This window comes from Ornithinimicrobium ciconiae (assembly GCF_007197575.1).
Lineage (GTDB): Bacteria > Actinomycetota > Actinomycetes > Actinomycetales > Dermatophilaceae > Ornithinicoccus > Ornithinicoccus ciconiae.
Window position 1 is genome coordinate 662,997 of record NZ_CP041616.1, and the last position, 15,170, is coordinate 678,166.

Sequence of the window (15,170 nt, forward strand, 5' to 3'; positions counted from 1 at the left end):
ATCGGCTAGTCGATGAGCGAGTTGAAGAACTGTCCGATGTTGCGGAAGCCCTGGGCGATGATGTCCCAGACCGCCTGCACGATGTCGGCTGCACGCTCCGGGCTGGTGATGATCGCGTAGATGATGAAGCCGAACAGCAGCCAGATCAAGATCTGCTTGATGTTCCTGGGCATCTCATCTCCTCTGGAAAATGGGCGTACGAAGTCTGGGGGCCGCCGAACATCATGTCAGGGAGCCAGGTCCTCCTGTGGGTGCCACGCCGTATGCCGTGCCATCCACAGGAGGACCTGCCCCGTGGGCTAGTCCGTGGGCAGAGTGCTGTAGATCGCCTCGTAGTGATCGACGACGCGATCCCACGTGTAGTCGCGCACGGTCTCACGGCCTCGTGCGGCCAGGGTCCGTGCCCGGTCGGGGTCGCTGAGCAGGCCATCGATGGCACGGGCCAGGGCCGCTGTGTCCTGTGGGTCGACCAGGACTCCGTCGACTCCGTCGGTGACGAACCCCGCCGGCCCGCCGAGGGTCGTGGCCACAAGCGGGGTTCCGGAGACCCACGCCTCCAGCGCGACGATCCCAAAGGCTTCCCGTCGGCTGGGCATGGCGACTACATCGGCCGCTGCCATCAACTGCTGGACCTCCTCGGGTGATCGCCTCCCCAGGAAACTGACCCGGTCTTCGAGACCGAGCCGTTCCACCTGACGTTTGAGGGCTTCGCTCTCGGGCCCCTCGCCCACGAGGTCAAGGGTCTGAATCTCCGTTGACCGCGCAACGGCGTCCACTAGCAGATCAAATCCCTTGACGTGCACCAACCGTCCGACCGCAACCACGCGACCCCGACCACGCGCGGTTCCGTGCTGGTCGAGTTCTGACGCTGAGAGGGCCCGCACCCCGTTCGGCACCACCTCGACCCCGTGGGCGCCGTAGTGCGACTGAAGGTCCTCCGCGACCGCGATGGAGCACCCGGTCACGACATCGGCAGTCTCACAGCCACGCCGGAGTTGCTGACGCATCAGTGCAGATTGACCGAAGACGTCGTTGGCGTCCATGAAGGTCTCGCCATGGGAGGAGAGGACCCACGGGACGCGAATGAGAGCGGCGACCAAACGTGCATACGGCCCGTTGGGGCCAAAACAGTGGACGTGGACGAGGTCAGGTTTGAACGCGCGGGCAGCCGCCAGCCACCGAGCAAGGGCAACAGGCGCAGTGAAAGCAAACCTCGCGAGGTTGCTTGTCCGTCGTGCAGGCATCGGTGTGCGGAGATAGCGGACGCGGATGCCGTCCACCTCCTGCACACCCAGGTGGTCGCCCCGGTCGACGGTCCAGACCTCGACGGCGTGACCCCTGATCGCAAGTTCGGCAGCAACGTGCCGCACGTGCTCCTCCACACCGCCGAAGTGGGGATGGTAGGAACTGGCCACGAGCGCTATGCGTCGTCGTTTCGTGCCTTCTGACATGCTCACCTTCGAGAGTTCACTGGTGGACGTGCCGGGTGGTCGTCCGGGGAGGAGTGCGTGTGGCACCTGCCTTGTCGATCGCCACGACCGCGACTGCGACCCCTATGGGTGCCCAAGCCTACGAGCACGCCATCCGCAGCCGGGCACGCGCCGCCCTGGCTGACGCTCCCGAGCAGTGGGTCGTGCACGACGTCGTGGCCCGGTCCCTGCGCTCACCACTGGAGGGGAACCGGCGACTGCCCATGGGATGGCTCTTCGGCGCGAGCCCGGCCGCGCGCCGAGCGCTGGGGCGCGCGATCTATCCGCGGGGCTCGGTGGTGCACCGGATGGACCTGATCCTGCCGCCACCACCCGGACCCGACGTGGTCACGCTGCACGATGTCGTCGCCTGGGAGTTTGACGACGAGTCGGACCCGGTGCAGGCGGCTCCGGAGGAGCTGCGCCGCGCGGACGCGGTCGTGTGTGTCTCCCAGTTCACGGCGGAGCGGGCGGAGACCTTCCTGGGCGTCACCGACCCGGTGGTGGTGCCCAACGGGGTGAGCCAGGACTATTTCGAGGCGGCTCCCTTGGCTGCGGACGTCCTTGAGTCGCTGGGTCTGCGGACTCCCTACCTGCTGTATGCCGGGGGCTCGGCCCGCCGCAAGAACCTCCCCGCGCTCGCGGAGGCTTGGCGTCTGGTCTCCCAGCGCCGGCCGGAGTGGCAGCTGGCGCTAGCGGGGCCCACGAACCCTGAACGGCAGAGCCTGTTTGCCGGCGCTCCCCGCGTGGTGCACCTGGGTCGGCTCGCGGACGAGCTGATGGCGCCGCTGATGGCCGGTGCTGGGGCTGCGGTGGTGCCGTCGCTGTATGAGGGCTTTGGGCTCCCCGCGCTCGAGGCGATGGCCGCCCGGGTGCCGCTGGTGGCGAGCAACCGCAGCTCGCTTCCTGAGGTCGTGGCCGACGGCGGGACTCTGGTCGATCCGACGCCCGAGGCGCTCGCTGAGGGGATCGAGTTTGTGACGTCGGGCGATGCCGGGCTGAGGTTGGTCGTCGAGCGCGGGCGAGCGCGTGCGGCCGAGTTCACGTGGGAGCAGAGCGCTGCGGGGCATGCGAAGGTGTGGCGTCAGGTGGCTGGGGCGTCGTAGCCCCCTCGACCTAGTCGTCGAAGCCGACTGCCTCCACGATGTTCACGCGCAGCATCGGGACCGTGGTGTTGCCGCCAATCTGGGTGTCGTAGCTGTAAGCCCCGCGGACCTGGACGTGCATCCGCACGATGTCTCCCTCAACGAGGTCATCGAAGAGTCCCGCTTCCCCAGCGTGGGCTGCGATGTTGTGATCGAAGTCGTACGAGCGAGAGTGTTGGACAGGATCTATGCGGGCCATGAAGCCTTCTGTGCCCGTCGCCGCATCGAACTGCCATATGTATCCGTACACGACGTAACGCTCCCCGGAGTGTGCGTCGGGATCCTTCATGACCAGAGCGAGATCTCGTGTGGACAACTCTGTGTAGGTGCTCGCGTCGGTGGACGTCTTGGCCCACTCCACCTCCAGATCGAGGCAGGTGTCCTCGAAGAAGGCGGTGACTTCCGTGTCGGTGAGGCCGCTCTCGGATGAGAGGCCCCCGGTCACACTCTCCTCAAACTCGTCTGGGTCGCTGACGAGGTAGTGGCACAGCATGGCCTGGTACTCGGGGTCCTGCGCTTCCCAGACTGACGTAAGCAGTGCCTGGGAGGCTTCCTGTTCGGCGGAGCGGCTGGCCTCTGCTTCGGCCTCCTGCGCCGAACGGCTGGCTTCTGCCTCGGCCTCCTGCGCCGAACGGCTGGCTTCTGCCTCAGCCTCCACCTGTGACGGGTCTGGCCCCTCGACGTTCTCTGCGGTGGCTTCCGGCGTCGGGGTGGGGCGCTCAGATGCTGGCTCTGCGGAGTCTTCTCCGGTTGTCACCGGTGACGCCTCGGTGGAAGGGGCACCACCCTGCCCTCCACACGCGCTGAGGCTCGCGACAGCCGCAAGAGCGATCGAGGCTGCGAAACGTGAGCGTCGAACCACAACAAACTCCATTCACGAGAACCCGATCACTGTGTATCGAGGTATCTCTCACCATAGGCCCAGCGGAGGGGTGCAGTAAATTCTCGTGACGACAAATATCTCACCGTTGGAAAAGAGTAATAGAATGAAATCCCCACCTCTCGCCCATGGGAGGTGAATACTCAGGCTGAGGCTCGAGGTCGGTGAAGGTTGCCGTAGTCCTCCAGAGCGACGACGCTGTTGTGCCCGCTCCGCTAGGCTCGACACTGGCCTCAAGGGGCACCAGTGCCCTGCGAGTTCATGCCAGGCACGAGGGAGAGCCATGGAGCGTTACTACCGATCGGTGCGCAAGCAGGTCGGGCGGGTGAGACGACGCCTCACGCCCCGCCCCGAGCACGCGCTCCCACCCGGTGGCCGCCTCGATCAGCGTCCTGACCTGCGTGACGACGACATCGGCAAATACTCCTGGGGTCACCTGACGGTGAGCAACCGGGCGCCTGGCTGCGTACTTTCCATCGGGCGCTACTGCTCGTTCTCCTATGGCACTCAGGTGCTCCTCGGCGGCGAGCACCGCGCTGACTTCGCCACGACCTATCGGTTCGGTGTCTATCCCCCGTTCAACGAGTGGTTCGAGCCCGTCCCGGACAGTTCTGTGGGACGGGGCGACGTCACCATCGGCAACGACGTGTGGATCGGGCACCAGTCGGTGATCCTCTCCGGGGTGACCCTGGGTGACGGTGTCGTCGTCGGGGCCGGAAGCGTGGTCCGCCAGAGCGCGCCGCCCTACGCCCTGGTGATGGGAAATCCCGCCAGGGTGGCCGGGTTCCGGTTCTCCGCTGAGCAGATCGAGGCGCTGCTGCGCATCAGGTGGTGGGACTGGAGCGAGGAGCGCATCGTGGAAGGGCTTCCGCTGATGATGAGCGACGACATACAGCGGTTCATCGACGCTCACGACATCGGAGAGTGACCCATCGGCCAACGACCCAGAACGGATGACCCCGGTGGGTGACAGCGACTCCGGCAGGACGCAACGGCGCTCGGGACCGCTGCGCGCCGTGGTCGGGATGCGCCGGGCCTGGCGGCGACTGTCCCCGTTCTTTCGCTCGTCCAGGTCGGGGATCGTCCTCCTTGTGGCGCTCGCGATGGTCACCGGTCTCGCGGAGGCGGCCCTGCTCGCGATCATCGCCACGATGGCCGTCAGTCTTGCCGAGGGGGACCAGGTCATCACCGTCGGTCTCGGGCCGGTGTCTGTGGACATGGCACGGAACACGACCTTTGCGGTCGCGGTCGGGTTGGCCGCAGCCCGGGCCGGACTGCAACTGGCCCTGGCCTATCTCCCCGCGCTGATGAGTTCGCGGGTGCTCACCGACCTGCGCATCCAGCTCTTTGAGGCCTTCACCGCGAGCGCGTGGTCGGTCAAGGCCAAGGAGCGCGATGGCGCGTTCCAGACGCTGATGACCCAGAACGTCACCAACACGGCGCAGGCCGTGACCGCCCTCGGGCTCGGCATCACGGCGATGATCATGTTCCTGACGATGACCGCGGCTGCCTTCACCCAGAGTTTCGTGGCAGCGGCCGTCTTCCTGACGGCCGCCCTCGCCCTCTTCTTTGTGCTGCGGCCTCTCTCTCGCCGGCTGCGCAGGCACGCCAAGATGTTGAGCACGGAGGCGATGTCGTTCACCAACACGGTGCAGGAGGTCGTCCAGGTGGCCGAGGAGACCGAGGTCTTCGGCGCGACGGACACCTATCGGCGCGACTTCCGGGAGCAGTCCGAGTCCGTGCGCCGCCCGTATGTCCGCACCCGCTTCCTGGCCACCGGGCTCCCCGGCCTCTATCAGAGCGTGGCCCTGCTCCTGCTGGTGCTCGCCCTCATCGCGATCTCCCTGTCGGGCACCGCGCAGCTTGCCTCCCTGGCGGCCGTGATCCTGATGCTGATCCGCGCCCTGACCTATGCCCAGCAGATCCAGTCGACCCTCACCGGCATCGACGAACGGATCCCCTTCATGCACCAGATCGTCGATGCCCTGGAGCGCTATCGCCAGGAGCCGCAACAGGATGGTGACGCGCCCCTGGGTGACGTCGGCGACCTGGCCCTGTCCCACGTCTCCTTTGCCTACAACGCCGAGAGCGACGTCCTGCACGACGTCAGTTTTGCGGTCAGGCGGGGAGAGGCGATCGGCATCGTCGGCCCGTCCGGTGCCGGCAAGTCCACGATCGTGCAGATCCTGCTGCGGCTTCGTGACCCGCAGTCCGGGGCGGTGCTCGTCAACGGGCAGGATGTCCGGGGAACCCGGCGGGTGGACTGGCAGGCTCGGGTGTCTTATGTCCCGCAGGCCTCCCAGGTCGTCTGGGGCACCGTCACCGACAACATCCGCTTCCACCGCGACTGGATCACCGACGAGCAGGTGGTGGCGGCCGCCAGGCGGGCACACATCCACGACGACATCTCCGCCTGGCCGCAGGGCTATGACACCCTCATCGGCCAGCGTGCCAACGCCGTCTCAGGAGGGCAGCGACAACGCATCGCCCTGGCCCGCGCACTCGTGGCGGAGCCGCAGGTGCTCGTGCTCGATGAGCCCACCAGCGCACTGGACGTCCGCTCCGAGGAGCTGGTGCAGCGGTCCCTGCAGGCGATCAAGCAGGACACCATCATCATCCTGGTCGCGCACCGACTGTCCACGCTGTCCGTGTGCGACCGGATCGTGGTGATGGTCGACGGTCGGGTCTCTGCGGTCGGCTCACACACCGACCTGATGAAGCAGAGTGACTTCTTCCGCGAGGTGCACGAGATCACGGCGCGTCAGGGCAGTTGACGCGCGGGCTCCGAGACGGCCACGACCGTTGCTGTCGCGACCCGGTCGTCGTGCCACAGCGCCAGGTGGAAGTCGCTGACTCCCGCCGCGTCGGCCAACTCGCGGACCGACCCGTGCACCACCACACCGGGGCTCCCGTGCAGGCCGTGGGTGATCTCGATCTCGCGCCAGCGCACCGGACCGAGGTCTGGGACCCGCACCGCCTTGAGTGCCGCCTCCTTGGCCGCAAACTGCGCTGCCGTATGCCGGGCGCGCGCCTTCTTCGTGTTCAGCCACTCCACCTCGGTGGGGCGAAACCACCGCTCCAGGAAGCGTTGACCACCGCGCTCTAGCAACCGGGCGAAGCGCGCGACATCCGCCACGTCCGTGCCCACCCCGACGACCGGCACGGGTCAGTCCCGCAGCCCGGTGCCGATGACCGCCACGAGGCTCTCGGCGGCAACCGCCCCGCCGGTCTCGTTGAGGTGCGCCGCGTCGCGGGCGTAGTCCTTCGTGAGCGCGTAGTAGAGCTGCCCACCGTGCGTGCCTGCCACCCGGTCACCGTCCTCGGTGGTCGACTGGATCGCGGCCACGTCGAAGAGCAGGTTCGTGTCGGCATACTCCTGCCGGATCTGGGCGTTGAGTTGCTCTCGGGTGACGTTGTGCTCCGAGCCGAAGTCGTCACCCTGTCCTAGCCAGCCCTTCAGCGTCCCGAGGGGGCCGCGGCGCACGCTGACCGGTACGGTCGCGGCGACAAAGGTGACGTCCGGATAGTCGCGCTGCAGCGCCGCCAGGGTGTCCCGGTAGGTGGTGAACAACGCGTCGATGTCGGTCCCCTCCCGCACATCGATGTAGCACAGCTTGAGCACGGCGACATCGATCTCGTCACCGAGGCCGCCGCGGATGAGGGCGTCAAACTCCTCGATCTTGCCGATCGGGTCACCATTGGTCCCGATGCGGTAGTCGAGCAGGTTGTCGCTGGGGGTGGCCTCGGTCAGCTCGGCGATGCGAGGCGGCTCCAGGTCCTGGGCGCGATAGACAGCGGGCAGGGCACTGACAATGTCGACACCCACGGACTGGTGGGCGAAGAACACACGTGCCTCCCCGACCGAGGTGAGGTCGTCCGGGGTGGCGGTCGGGGGAACGAAGGGCTCGCCGTCGGCCCACCGGCCGCTGACAAACACGAAGGTGGCGGTCAGGGCAGCGATCGAGACGGCCGCGGCGATGAGGATCACGGCTCTGCGCACGGGACATCTCCTTCCATGGTCAGGTGGTGGCTAGGACCTTGAGCTCAGACTTGAGGACCTTGCCGTTCTGGTTGAGGGGCAGGTCGGGCAGCCGCCGCACCTCGTGGGGCACCAGGTGCTTGGCGAGGGTGGCGCGGCAGTGCGTGAGCACCTCCTCCTGCGTGACGTCAGAGTCGGGTGCGGCGGCATAGAAGAGCACGATCGACTCCCCGGCGTCCTCGTCGGGCCGGCCCACCGCAGCGGCGCTGGCCACCCCCGGGAGCGCCACGACGGCGTCCTCGATCTCATGGCTGGAGACGCGGATGCCCCAGGACTTGATGAAGTCCGCCTGTCGGTCGACGATCGTCAGGTAGCCGTCGTCGTCGGCGCGGGCGAGGTCCCCGGTGCGCAGGCCACCGTCGACAAACTTGGCCGCGCTTCCCGCAGGATCGTTCCAGTAGCCCTGGGTGATGTTGTCGCCGCGGGCGAAGACCTCACCGACCACCCCTGGTGGCACCGGTCGACCGTCCGGGTCGACCACGGTCAGCTCCACGCCGGGGATGCCTCTGCCGATCGAGCCGCGCCGCTCGTGCAGCAGGTCGGGGGGCAGATAGGACAGGCGCGCGGTCGCCTCGGTCGCGCCATATTGCACAAAGAGCTGTGCCTGTGGCTGGGCTGCTGCGACCCGGTCCATCTGGGGCTGGGGGAGGCGCCCACCGGCCTGCTGCATGATCTGCAGCGTGGGCAGGGGAGTGGACTCGAACGTGCTGGCGCGCAGCAGGAGCTGGTAGGTCGAGGGGACGCCCGCGATCCCGGTGCACCGGTCGCGCTGGATCTGCTCGATGACGGTCTCCGGGAAGGCGAAGGTGTCGCAGATGGCGACGCTGGCACCCACGCTGAGGTGCGTGTGCAGCAGTGAAGCGCCGTAGCAGTAGGAGAGTGGCAGGACGACCAGCATCCGGTCGTCGGGGGTGAGGTTGAGATAGCTGACGATCGAGTCGGTGTTGGCCCGGATGTTGCGGTGGCTGACCCGCACGGCGCGCGGGGCGGAGGTGGTGCCGGAGGTGAACATGAGCACGGCGTCGTCGTCGGGATCCACGGCGACGGCTCCGAGCTCTCCGGCGCCGTTGGGCACGACCGGGGCAACCATCGCTGACTCGTCGGCGACGTGTGTCGCGGTCTCCATCAGGGGACCGAAGGTGCGGGCCAGGCCCGTGTCGAACAGGAATGCCTCACAGCCCACGAAGGCGGCCTTGTGGTCCACGTCCTCAGCGGTCAGCACGGTGGCGAAGGGCACCGCGACGTGGCCGGCGCGCAGGATCGCGAGGTAGGACGCCACCCAGAACAGGGAGTTGCGGCTCAGCAGCCCCACGCGGGAACCCGCCGGGAGACTCCAGTTGGCCAGGTGCTGGGTCAGGACCTGCGTGGCCGCCCGCAGCTCGGCATAGGTGTGCTGGCCGGTGCGGTCGATCACGGCGACGTCTGCCGCGTGGCCCGCTCCCAACAACTGCTCGCTGACGTTGTCAGCAGGGTGTGGCACCTGTCCTCCTCAGGTGGACGAGGGCCCTGCGGTCACGGGAGTGCAGGGCTCCTTCAGGTTAGCGCTCTGCGACGCGCGACGGAATCGTCCTGCAGGATGAGATGCCTTGACAACACTTGACAGTCGCACCGGTCACTGGTGCGATGAGAGCAGACCAGAGGGAGGTCTCCGATGCCTCGACCATTACGTCCCGTGCGTCCATCCTGGGTCCTCGTCGTTGCTGCAGTGATCGGCACAGCGAGTTGCAGCGGGTCGCCCGCCGAGGAGGAACCGGTCGGGGGGCCTGCACCAGCGCACACCGATCCCGTGCAGAACGGCGACGCCAACACCGACCCGGGCAGTGCGTCAGCTCCAGCTCCGGCCACGGACGAGCCCACCGGTGGCACGACGGAGCCCCGTGTCGAGGCGGGCGAGGTCGCCGTTGCCGAGACGATCGCGACCGGGTTGCACACCCCCTGGGACGTGGACTTCCTGGCCGACGGGTCCGCGCTGGTGAGTCTACGAGACACCGGGGAGGTGCTGCGCATCACCACTGACGGAGAGGTGTCGCCGGTCGTGGCCGACGGTCCGGACGGCGCCGTCCCCGACGTGCATCACGAGACTGAGGACGGGCTCCTCGGGCTGGCGGAGGGGCCAGAGGGCGGCATCTATCTGTATCTGACGACGTCGGCGGACAACCGGGTGGTCCGCTACGACCTTGAGGGCGACACCCTCGTCAACCCACGGGTGATCCTCGATGGGATCCCGACAGAGCGGACCCACTCCGGGGGTCGGCTCGCCTTTGGGCCGGACGGCTATCTCTACATCACCACCGGCGACGCCCGACAGACTGATCTGTCACAGGACACGGACAGCCTCGCCGGCAAGATTCTGCGCGTGACCACGGAGGGCGAGCCGGCTCCCGGCAACCCCTTCGACAACGAGGTCTGGAGCTATGGGCACCGCAATGTGCAGGGGCTCGGGTGGACCAGCGATGGGCGCATGTATGCCTCCGAGTTCGGCAGTGACAAGTTCGACGAGCTCAACCTCATTGAGGCGGGTGGCAACTATGGCTGGCCCCTCATCGAGGGATGGGCGGGTGACCCTGACTATGTCGACCCCCTGGTGACCTGGGAGACGGACGAGGCCTCGCCCTCTGGCATTGCCGTCACTGATGAGGGCGTGTGGATGTCTGCCCTGAGGGGGGAGCGACTCTGGTTTGTCCCGCTGGGTCCAGATGGCGAGGTGGGCGATCCCGTGGAGCACGACCTCGACCTGGGTCGGCTGCGAGCGGTGGTGACAGCACCAGACGGCGCCTTGTGGGTCGTCACGTCCAACACCGACGGGCGGGGCGATCCGAGCGCTGACGATGACCGGATCGTCCGGGTGGTTGCTCCGTGAGCCGCGGGTGAGATACCCCATTCAGGGCACCTGGCCTAGTCGACCGGTTCTCCGGTGTCGTGCCAGACGTTGGTGTCCTCCCAGACGCTGTTGTGGAGGTTGCCGGTCACGCTGAACCGGTAGTTACGACCGAAACGGTTGTTGGCGTAGTGGGCGCTGTCGACCTCACCCCGACCACCACCGTTGATGGTGTAGTTGCCGCCGTTCATCAGGTTTCCGGTGACCACGAGGTCCGAGATCGTGTCGTCGCCGAGCAGTGAGCCGATCTGCAGGGCAGCGTTCATCGGGTCGTCGGCGGGGACGACATAGGCCTGCAGGTTGTTGCCACGGATGGTGATGTTGTCACCGCTACGGATCTGGATGGCGTCGTGGTGGCCACCCGACTGACGGTGCAGGTCGTGGATGTAGGAGTCCTCGATCGTGACGTCGTCGGACTGGATGCGGATGCCGTCCTCAGCCGAGTGGATGTCGGCGCGCCGCACGGTGCCGCTGCCGCTGAAGAAGATGCCCAGGCCGGTGCCGCCGAGGTTGTCGACCTCGACGTCCTCGATGAGTGCGCCGCTGGTGCCGCCCAGGACGCGGATGGGGTAGAGGCTCGTGTCGGTCTGGACCAGGGTGTTGCGGATCGTCACGTCGTCCGCATCGATAGTGATCTGGCCCTTGACATGGAGTCCGTCGATCACCGTGCCGTCCTCAGCGATCGTTAAGCTCTCAGACGGTTTCAGTGCCACACCCTCTGGGACCCCTGTCGTCGCCTCATCGGGAAACTCCGGGACGGGCACCGTTGAAGCCGACTCCGACGCCGCGGACGACGCGGAGGCGGGCGGTGAGGGAATCCCCGTGTCGGGGAGTGGCGCCGAGGTTGCCAAGCCAGAGTCTGGGCTCCGGGTCGCCAGAACGACGTCAGCCCCCGAGCCCTCGCAGGCGCTCGTCAGCACGCAGACGGCAGCAAGTGCCGCCGTCAGCAGAAGAGCCGGCCTCACGTCGCTGACGGGAGTGGGTGGACCTCCGGGCTTGCCGACATCAGGTCATCAAAGACGCCGATGTAGTTGTCTGCCTGGATCTGCCAGGCCAGCTCGTGCTCGATGCGGTCCCGCCCGACGTGTTCCATGCGCTCGCGCTCCTGGGGGTCGTCGAGCAGCTCGGAGATGGCCACCGCTGTCTCGGTGGGATCGAACCCCGACACGTAAACGGCCGCGTCGGCGGCGCAGCGCCGTGTCTCTCGCAGATCCGTCGCCACGATCGGGACCTCGTGCGCCATGTATTCGAGAGTCTTGTTCATGGTTGACCGCTGATTGAACTCACACGGCGGGTCCGGGATGATTCCGATGTCTGCGGTGGACAGCCACCGCCCGAGCTCCTCGTGGTCAACGCGGCCGGTGAAGGTCACCCACTCGTCGAGTCGTCGACGGGTGCAGTCCGCCTGAAGTTCCTCCAGGCTGTCACCGAAGCCGAGCAGCGCGAAGTGTGTGTCCAGTCGGCCCACCTCGTGCACATAGGCGTCGATCGCGGCCAGCAGGGAGTCAACACCATCCTGCGGGCCCATGATCCCCACATAACAGACCAGGAACTCGCGGTTGCCACGCAGCTCCGGATGAGATTGCTCCCTCTTCATCAGGTCCGGGTCGGGGGTGCTCATGACGACGGCTGTGCGCTCGATCGGCACGCGACCCCGTTCGATGGCCATCTGTCGATACTCGGGGTTTGGGGCGATCACCCGATCGGCGACCCGGTAGGTCGCAGCCTCCAGCAACAGCAGGCCCCGATGGAGCAGTCCCTTGGTGCCGAAGCGTGCTTCAAAGACCTCTGGACACAGGTCGTGCTGGTCGAAGACGTAGCTCCGTCCTCGTAGTTTCCAGAGGGCACCGAGCAACCAGTAGGTGTCCGGCGGGTTGCAGGCCTGCAGCACGTCAAAGGGCTGCTCCTGGTTGACTCGCAAGCTCAGTCGCGCAGTCTGTAGCCAACAGATCACGAACTCCCGGGCGTAGGACGCCAGGCCGTGAGCTCCCTCAGGAGCGTTGTAGGAGTAGACGACTGCGCCGTCGATCGTGTGGCGGTCCACCTCGTCTGGGGTCTCCTTGGGGCAGATCACGCTCACCGCATAACCAGCCTCGACCAGCGCACGGCACTCGTTGCGCACTCGGCGGTCCAGACGGAGCGGCAGGTTCTGGATGATGATGGCAACGTGGCCTGCTGGGCGCTTCCGCGGTCTTTTCCTCAGGGGGCGATGGTGCCCCACCCCTGCGAGGGGAGGGACATTGTGCTGCACCCCCGTCACGGTAAGAGCTGGGAGCCACTTCACGCCGAAACTCCCGCACGCTTCTTGTCCACGAACCTCGCTATGTTGTCGATGCTGTCCAAGTTGGCAGGGACCGTTTCATGGTCTGCCACTGGCACACCCAGGTCACCCTCCAGGAACTCCACGAGTTCCAGGACTCCCGTGGAGTCCACCACGCCGGTGGCCAGGAGTGAGTCGGCGTCCCCTGGGGCGCGGGACGTGTCGCCAAACAGGAAGTTCGTCACGACGAACGACCTGATCTCCGCATGCATGCTATTCATGTCTCCCTCGTCCGCACACCTTTCTCGGGGGAGGTCTCGGCCCTTCACGGTGGGCGACCTCAGCAACCATTGATGTGCGCTACACCACACTAGCGCCCGCGAAAACGGAGCACCACCATCTGGGGGATGACATATCTATGCAGTCTCACTGATAGAATTGCAGACTCATCTGACCGTTGAGGACCCATGATTGATGAATCAACTGCCAAACGAATTCTTCACGATTTCCGGATCGAGTCATCGATCGAATCCATGGAGCCACTGGTGCGTGGGACAAACCACGCGAGCGTCCGCCTTCGTGTCGACGGGCGTGGCTGGGTCCTGAAGTCCCTGACGGATGGCCAGGCCTCGCGGATCGGCCTCGCGCGCGCTGTCGAGGTGGAGCTTGAGAAGTCGGGGTTTCCGGTTGCGCCTGTCCGGTTGACTGCCACGGGGCGGGCTCTCGTGGCGCACGAAGGTCGGCACTACACCCTTCACGAGTGGGTCGACGGGCAGCAGCGCGCCATCGCAGACAGAGATGCCGTCCTCGCGGAAAACCCTGCATTCCTGCGGGAAGCCGGCCGCGACCTTGGCTCCCTCCACCAGATCGCGAACAGTGCGGACCTGGCCGGGCTTGACGCTCCGGCAACGACGGGCGAGATGTTGTTGCGCGGTCCACACCATGCGGTGCGGCGCATCCGCAGGCCGCGCCGTCAGCCACCACTGCTGTCGAGCTGGCACATGCTGCGCCTCAAGCGGGAGAAGACCGACTTTGACCAGTGGATCATCCGGCAGTTCGGCGGTGTGGCGACCTTTGCGGCTCGGCTGCGTGATCGCTCTCTGGGCAACCCGATTGATAGGTCGGACAATGTCGTCATCCATAACGACATCAATTGGGAGAATCTTATTCTCGATGAGCGTCTACAGCTTCGAGCACTCCTTGATTTTGACAATGTCACCCGCGCCCCACGGGTGGTCGAGGTCGGTGCTGCGGCCGTGGTTCTCGCGGGAGCAGAACGCGGACGCGTCGCGGAGTTCGTCGCGGCTTATGAGGAGGAAACGCGCAGGTCAGTCGATTGGGCCGCCCTGGAGTTGGCGATGTCCATGAAATGCGTGCAGTCCATCTTGAACTCCATCACCACGCACCTGAAGGGACACCGGCAGGAGACCGCCCTGCTGGAGTCCTGGTGCCGAGACCTCCACTCGTCGCTGCAGCAACTGCACTCCCGGTGATGTGAGTCTCGACCGACCTCAGATCTCAGGGACGTCCCCGCAGAGGGCCGGTGGCAGGTGGAGATACGCCGTGGCCCGCCGCTTCTGCTCGATGTCCCGGTAGACCCGTTCCACCTGCTCGACGGTGAGGTCGGTCGCTGCCGCGACCTGCTCGAGAGGCACGTCGTTGTTCATGCCGTAGAGGCAAAGGTCCATGCGCTCGTGGGGGAGCGAGAAGTAGAACTCCTCCTGCGACTGGGGCAACGAGTAGGTGTCGGTCGTCGAGGGACGTGACCTGATCTCCTCGGGGACGCCGAGGTGCTCGGCCAGCGCATAGACCTGGCACTTGTAGAGGTGGGCGATCGGCTTGATGTCTGCTGATCCGTCGCCGAGCTTGACGAAGAACCCTTGGTCGTACTCGAGGCGGTTTGGTGTGCCGGCCACCGCGTAGTTGAGCCGGTCAGCGTGGTAATAGTCCTGCATTTTCCGGACCCGCTGTTTGAAGTTGGTGGCAGCGACGATCCCTAGGTACGCCTCCGGGGTGAGCCGGTACTTCTCCTGCTTGCCGTCGGGGTCCAAAACCACGACCGAATAGAGGCGATAACTGTCGGAGTCGATGACCGAGGGGAGGACGATTTTGGACTTGTAGCCCGGCCCGTAGCTCGGGCACACCAAGCGGATGGCGTCATCGCGGCGGGTGTAGGCACCGGCGGCCTCCAGCATGGGCGTGATGTCCTCGATCACTGAGTCGAACCCGAAGGTGTCGGAGACGGCCGAGCTGATCCGCAGCGTCTCGGGGGAGGACTCCCGCTCAGGCATGTGGATCCCGAAGACTCTGCTCGGTCCCAGGGCGTGGACGGCGAGCGCGGCCACGACGCTGGAGTCGATGCCTCCGGACAGTGCCACGACCAGCCCCTTGCGGCGGGTGCGTGCCAGGTAGGTCTTGATGTGATCGGTGATTCGATCCACTTCTGCTGGCAGGTCGAGGTCGAGTGCATGCGGGCCGAACGGTGGCGTCACTGTGTCT

The 15,170-nt window shown here is 66.3% G+C and carries 15 protein-coding genes; 5 read left to right on the plus strand and 10 right to left on the minus strand.

The features are described from left to right. Positions 1-5: 5 nt before the first annotated feature. Complete coding sequence (locus tag FNH13_RS18940) at positions 6-173, minus strand: hypothetical protein (RefSeq protein WP_165699996.1); 168 nt, start codon at positions 171-173, stop codon at positions 6-8. Positions 174-299: 126 nt separating this feature from the next. After that, positions 300-1,451 carry a glycosyltransferase family 4 protein gene (locus FNH13_RS02985; RefSeq protein ID WP_143782084.1) on the minus strand — a complete coding sequence of 384 codons (1,152 nt, stop codon included), beginning with the start codon at positions 1,449-1,451 and terminating at the stop codon, positions 300-302. 59 nt (positions 1,452-1,510) lie between these two features. On the opposite strand from FNH13_RS02985, the gene FNH13_RS02990 reads away from it, so the two are divergent. After that, positions 1,511-2,575, plus strand: coding sequence for a glycosyltransferase family 4 protein (locus FNH13_RS02990; protein WP_228266557.1), 1,065 nt, complete (start codon positions 1,511-1,513; stop codon positions 2,573-2,575). Between the two features lie 10 nt (positions 2,576-2,585). Here FNH13_RS02990 and FNH13_RS02995 read toward each other — a convergent pair whose 3' ends face one another. Continuing rightward, positions 2,586-3,371 (minus strand): hypothetical protein, encoded by a 786-nt coding sequence (locus FNH13_RS02995; protein WP_143782085.1) that lies wholly within the window; start codon positions 3,369-3,371, stop codon positions 2,586-2,588. Between the two features lie 406 nt (positions 3,372-3,777). Between FNH13_RS02995 and FNH13_RS19790 the strand changes: the two genes are divergently transcribed. Further along, entirely contained in the window at positions 3,778-4,422 is a 645-nt protein-coding gene (locus FNH13_RS19790; protein ID WP_143782086.1) for a DapH/DapD/GlmU-related protein, read from the plus strand. Between the two features lie 25 nt (positions 4,423-4,447). Beyond that, positions 4,448-6,268 carry an ABC transporter ATP-binding protein gene (locus tag FNH13_RS03005; protein WP_143782087.1) on the plus strand — a complete coding sequence of 607 codons (1,821 nt, stop codon included), beginning with the start codon at positions 4,448-4,450 and terminating at the stop codon, positions 6,266-6,268. Here FNH13_RS03005 and acpS read toward each other — a convergent pair. The 3 genes from acpS to FNH13_RS03020 are packed head-to-tail and all read right to left on the minus strand — an operon-like array spanning position 6,256 to position 9,013. Next, positions 6,256-6,657 carry a holo-ACP synthase gene (gene acpS / locus FNH13_RS03010; protein WP_143782088.1) on the minus strand — a complete coding sequence of 134 codons (402 nt, stop codon included), beginning with the start codon at positions 6,655-6,657 and terminating at the stop codon, positions 6,256-6,258. The two genes, FNH13_RS03005 and acpS, sit on opposite strands and share 13 nt — an antisense overlap. Before the next feature lie 3 nt (positions 6,658-6,660). Continuing rightward, positions 6,661-7,494, minus strand: coding sequence for a hypothetical protein (locus FNH13_RS03015; protein WP_143782089.1), 834 nt, complete (start codon positions 7,492-7,494; stop codon positions 6,661-6,663). 19 nt (positions 7,495-7,513) lie between these two features. Further along, positions 7,514-9,013 carry a class I adenylate-forming enzyme family protein gene (locus FNH13_RS03020; protein WP_143782090.1) on the minus strand — a complete coding sequence of 500 codons (1,500 nt, stop codon included), beginning with the start codon at positions 9,011-9,013 and terminating at the stop codon, positions 7,514-7,516. Between the two features lie 306 nt (positions 9,014-9,319). On the opposite strand from FNH13_RS03020, the gene FNH13_RS03025 reads away from it, so the two are divergent. Continuing rightward, positions 9,320-10,393 (plus strand): PQQ-dependent sugar dehydrogenase, encoded by a 1,074-nt coding sequence (locus tag FNH13_RS03025; RefSeq protein ID WP_228266558.1) that lies wholly within the window; start codon positions 9,320-9,322, stop codon positions 10,391-10,393. 35 nt (positions 10,394-10,428) lie between these two features. On the opposite strand, the gene FNH13_RS03030 is transcribed toward FNH13_RS03025, so the two are convergent. The 3 genes from FNH13_RS03030 to FNH13_RS03040 all read right to left on the minus strand — a co-directional run bounded on the left by FNH13_RS03030 (position 10,429) and on the right by FNH13_RS03040 (position 12,952). Then, on the minus strand, positions 10,429-11,076 hold the full coding sequence (locus tag FNH13_RS03030; RefSeq protein ID WP_165699998.1) for a right-handed parallel beta-helix repeat-containing protein: 648 nt from the start codon (positions 11,074-11,076) through the stop codon (positions 10,429-10,431). Positions 11,077-11,372: 296 nt separating this feature from the next. Continuing rightward, the gene (locus tag FNH13_RS03035; protein ID WP_229576564.1) at positions 11,373-12,533 is read right to left on the minus strand and encodes a glycosyltransferase family 4 protein; all 1,161 of its coding nucleotides are present in this window, start codon (positions 12,531-12,533) and stop codon (positions 11,373-11,375) included. Between the two features lie 158 nt (positions 12,534-12,691). After that, positions 12,692-12,952 carry an acyl carrier protein gene (locus tag FNH13_RS03040; protein ID WP_143782093.1) on the minus strand — a complete coding sequence of 87 codons (261 nt, stop codon included), beginning with the start codon at positions 12,950-12,952 and terminating at the stop codon, positions 12,692-12,694. 186 nt (positions 12,953-13,138) lie between these two features. Between FNH13_RS03040 and FNH13_RS03045 the strand changes: the two genes are divergently transcribed. Beyond that, positions 13,139-14,164, plus strand: coding sequence for an aminoglycoside phosphotransferase family protein (locus FNH13_RS03045; protein WP_143782094.1), 1,026 nt, complete (start codon positions 13,139-13,141; stop codon positions 14,162-14,164). A gap of 18 nt (positions 14,165-14,182) precedes the next feature. Here FNH13_RS03045 and nadE read toward each other — a convergent pair whose 3' ends face one another. Next, a complete protein-coding gene (gene nadE / locus FNH13_RS03050; protein WP_143782095.1) occupies positions 14,183-15,163 on the minus strand; it encodes an NAD(+) synthase in 981 nt (326 codons plus the stop codon). Positions 15,164-15,170 lie beyond the last annotated feature (7 nt).